Below are 4,119 nucleotides of genomic sequence, written 5' to 3' on the forward strand. Positions count from 1 at the left end.
CACTGTGGGAGCAAAGCTTGCTCGCGATGAGGCCGGTCTTGGCACTGCAAATCTCCCAGCCAATTGCCTGCATACCCCCCACCCGGTAAAGTGCCGCTCCCCACGTTTTATCTGAGGTAGACCCATGAGCCAGTCCTTTGATATTGCCGTGATCGGCGCCACCGGTACTGTCGGCGAAACCCTTGTCCAGATTCTCGAAGAGCGTGACTTCCCGATCGGCAACCTGCACCTGCTGGCCAGCAGCGAGTCGGCAGGAAGCTCGGTAATGTTTCGCGGCAAAAATGTGCGGGTGCGCGAAGTCGACGAATTTGATTTCGGCAAAGTCCAACTGGTGTTTTTTGCCGCCGGCCCGGCGGTGACCCTGAGCTTCGCCCCGCGCGCCACGGCGGCCGGTTGCGCGTTGATTGACCTGTCTGGCGCCCTGCCGGCTGAGCAGGCGCCGCAGATCGTGCCGGAAGCCAACGCCGGGCTGCTGGCGGGTCTGAGCAAGCCGTTTCAAGTCAGCAGCCCCAGTGCGTCGGCGACCGCGCTGGCCGTGGTGCTGGCGCCGCTGCGCCAATGCCTGGAGTTGCAGCGCATCAGCCTGACCGCCAGCCTCGCTGTGTCCGCTCAGGGCCGCGCCGCCGTCAGTGAACTGGCCCGCCAGACCGCCGAGTTGCTTAACGCGCGTCCCCTTGAGCCGAAATTTTTCGACCGGCAGATGGCGTTCAACCTGCTGGCTCAGGTGGGTACCCCGGACGAGCAGGGTCACACGCTGTTGGAAAAGCGTCTGGTGCGCGAATTGCGTCAGGTGCTGGAACAGCCTTCATTAAAGATTTCCGTCACTTGCATTCAAGCCCCGGTGTTTTTTGGCGATAGCTTTAGCGTGACTGTGCAGGCAGCCAACGTCGTCGACCTGGCGAAAGTCAACGCAGTCCTGGAGGCGGCACCCGGCATCGAGCTGGTGGAGGCGGGCGATTACCCGACCCCGGTGGGCGATGCGGTAGGGCAGGATGTAGTCTACGTTGGACGTGTGCGCGGGGGGATCGATGACCCGGCGGAACTAAATATGTGGCTGACGTCAGATAACGTACGCAAGGGCGCGGCGCTCAATGCTGTGCAAGTGGCTGAGTTGTTGATAAAAGACCTGCTGTAAAAGATACTTGGCAACAATTTGTCGAATGATTCTAGCTGGGCGCTATGCTTGGCCAGAGTGCTGAAGGCGAACCTCCCTCTCGGGGCTTTCCCCGAGCATGAGTGAAACGATCGCGCGCGCCGTTGCTTCGGGGTGGCGCGCAATGCCTTACGGCAGCGGCATCAACACCTTCTCGCTGGCCGAGGAATGTTCAAACAAAGGAAGAGGCTATGGTTCAAGTTCGCAAACTGGTGTTAGCAATAGCGGCCGCCTCGGCGCTGTCCTCCGGTATGGCGCAAGCGCTCGGGCTCGGGGAATTGACCCTGAAGTCGCCGCCGAACCAGCCTCTGGTCGCCGAGATCGAGCTGCTCGACGTCCAGCAATTGACGGCCGCCGAAGTCGTGCCGAGCCTGGCCTCGCCCGAGGAGTTTGCCAAGGCCGGGATCGACCGCCAGGCCTTTCTCAGTGACCTGAGCTTCACCCCGGTAATCAATGCCAATGGCAAGAGCGTCCTGCGGGTGACTTCCAGTCAGCCGCTGTCGGAGCCGATGGTCAAGTTCCTGGTGCAGGTGATGTGGCCCAATGGCCGCTTGCTGCGCGACTACAGCGTGTTGATCGACCCTTCCAAATTCTCCCCCCAGGCGGCTGACGCCGCCCGGACGAAGCCGTCCCAGGTCGTCTCCACGCCGGTGACGGGCGCCACCAAGCCCTCCCAATACACCACCACGCCGCGCGATACCCTTTGGGAAATTGCCGCCAAGGTGCGCAACGGTGGGTCCATCCAGCAAACCATGCTGGCGATCCAGGCGTTGAACCCGGACGCATTCATCAACGGCAACATCAATCTGCTCAAGACCGGTAAGGTATTGCGTCTGCCGGACCCGGTGCAAAGCACCGCGTTGCCGCAACCCCAGGCTATCGCTGAAGTGGCTGCGCAGAATGCCGCTTGGCGCCAGGGGCGGCGGGGCGTTGCGCGTTCCGGCCAGCAGCAGTTGGACGGTACCAAGCGTGGTGGCAGTCAAACTGCACCGGCCCAGGCGGCCGGTCGCGATAACCTGAGTCTGGTCTCCGCCGAGGCCGCAAAGGCCGGCGCCAAAGGCGCCGCCGGCGATGCCCAGGCCCTGAGCAACAAGCTTGCGGTCACCCAGGAAAGCCTCGATTCGGCTCGCCGCGACAATGAAGAACTCAAAAGCCGCATGGCGGATCTGCAGAGCCAACTGGACAAGCTGCAACGCCTGATCGAACTCAAGAACAATCAACTGGCCAAAATGCAGGCTGATGGTGTCGCCGTACCGCCGGCCGATGAGTCGGCCCCGGCGATGTCGGCAGAATTGACGCCGGACCCAACGGCGCAAGCCCCTGCGCCCGCGCCTGAAGCGACGCCGCCCGCGACTCCCGTGGAGCCAGCCCCGGCAGCGTCCAGCGAACAAAAGTACAACGACCTGCTGACCAATCCGATCCTGTTGGGCCTGGTTGGCGGTGGTGCGTTGATCCTGCTGTTGTTGTTGCTGTTGCTGGCCCGTCGCCGCAAGGCACAACTGGAAGCCGAAAAGCACTTGCGCATGGCCCGAGCCCTCGAGGAGGAGGCTGACTTCTCCCCGGAGCTCGATCTGCCCCCGAGCAGCTTCGAGGGCATTGAAGTTCCACCGCCAAGCGTAAAACTCGAACCAAAACCCGTTCCCGCACCTGCGCCCAAGCCAGCCCCGGTGATTGCGCCCGTGATTGTCACGCCGCCGATCGCCGCGCCATTGGTGGCTCCGGCTGCCGAGCGTTCCGACGATGTGCTGGGTCAGGCCCAGTCCCACATTGATCGTGGTCGTTTGAATCAGGCAGCCGATCTGCTTGAGCAGGGCATCAAGGCCGAGCCTCAGCGCAGCGACCTGCGCCTGAAGCTGATGGAAGTCTACGGTCAGCAGGGTGACCGCGACGCCTTTGTGGCCCAAGAGCGCCAACTGGTGGCCAACGGCGAAAACTATGCCCAGGTCGAACAACTTAAAAGCCGTTTCCCGGCCATGGTGGTCGCCACCACTGCCGGCCTGGCCGCCGCGGCAGTCGCTGCCGAGCTGGACGCCCAGTACGTCAAGGATTTGCTGGAAGACACGCCGCCGACCGATGAGGAGCTCGACAGCGCCTTCGACCTGAGCCTTGAGGATCTGGAGGCCGCACCGGCAACGCCTGAGCCAGAGCCTGTCATCGAGCTGGATGCATTTCCGTCCGATGATGACCTGGACTTCGAATCGTTGCTCAAGCAGCAGACCGAGGCCAATGAAAGCCTGGATGACCTGTCGGAATTCGACCTTGACCTGGGCGCCGACGCCCCGACGCCGACGCCGGCCCTGGCCGACGAAGACTTCCTGTTGGACCTGGATGACGACCTCAAGGGCCTGGATGAGCCTGCCGCCCAAACCCCTGCTGTGGCCGACACCCCGTCGGATGACCTTGAGCTGCCGGAAGACTTCGACCTGTCCCTGGCCGATGAAATGGACGTGCAAGACAAACCCAAGGACGCCTTCGAGTCCGAACTGGACGATGTCAACGCCGAGCTTGAACGCCTGTCCGACACCCTCGCTCAGCCGACTTTTACCGCTGAAGACGCGTTGGCCAGTGCCGACGATGAGCCGGATTTCGACTTCCTCAGCGGCACCGATGAAGTGGCGACCAAGCTCGATCTGGCCCAGGCTTACATCGACATGGGTGACAACGACGGCGCCCGGGATATCCTCGGCGAAGTCCTCAGTGAAGGCGACGCCACGCAAAAGAGCGAGGCGCAGGAAATGTTATCGCGCCTGGCCTGAGGTCATCGGGTAAACCAAAGCGGCAGCCAGTGAGGCTGCCGTTTTTGTTTGGGACAGGGGGAGGTAATGGTGTTTGGGCTGGCCCCATCGCGAGCAGGCTCGCTCCCACAAGGGATTGGGGGGCAGCGCAGGCTCCATGAACCCCGAGCCCCCCTGTGGAGCCGAGCTTGCTGGCGATGACGGCGGCATATTCAACATCTTCGCAAGCTG

General features: G+C 62.7%; 2 protein-coding genes. Both read left to right on the forward strand.

Annotated elements, in window-relative coordinates; genetic code table 11:
* The first annotated feature begins 124 nt into the window (after positions 1 to 124).
* Positions 125 to 1,135 carry an aspartate-semialdehyde dehydrogenase gene (locus HU811_RS25610; RefSeq protein WP_092400403.1) on the forward strand — a complete coding sequence of 337 codons (1,011 nt, stop codon included), beginning with the start codon at positions 125 to 127 and terminating at the stop codon, positions 1,133 to 1,135.
* Positions 1,136 to 1,344: 209 nt separating this feature from the next.
* Entirely contained in the window at positions 1,345 to 3,909 is a 2,565-nt protein-coding gene (locus tag HU811_RS25615; RefSeq protein ID WP_186658837.1) for a FimV/HubP family polar landmark protein, read from the forward strand.
* Positions 3,910 to 4,119: the final 210 nt, after the last annotated feature.

Source organism: Pseudomonas tehranensis, assembly GCF_014268615.1.
Classification (GTDB): Bacteria; Pseudomonadota; Gammaproteobacteria; order Pseudomonadales; family Pseudomonadaceae; genus Aquipseudomonas; species Aquipseudomonas tehranensis.

Coding starts and splice junctions, on each gene's coding strand:
- HU811_RS25615 (WP_186658837.1), top strand. CDS start 1,345: ATGGTTCAAGTTCGCAAACTGGTGTTAGCAATAGCGGCCGCCTCGGCG.
- HU811_RS25610 (WP_092400403.1), top strand. CDS start 125: ATGAGCCAGTCCTTTGATATTGCCGTGATCGGCGCCACCGGTACTGTC.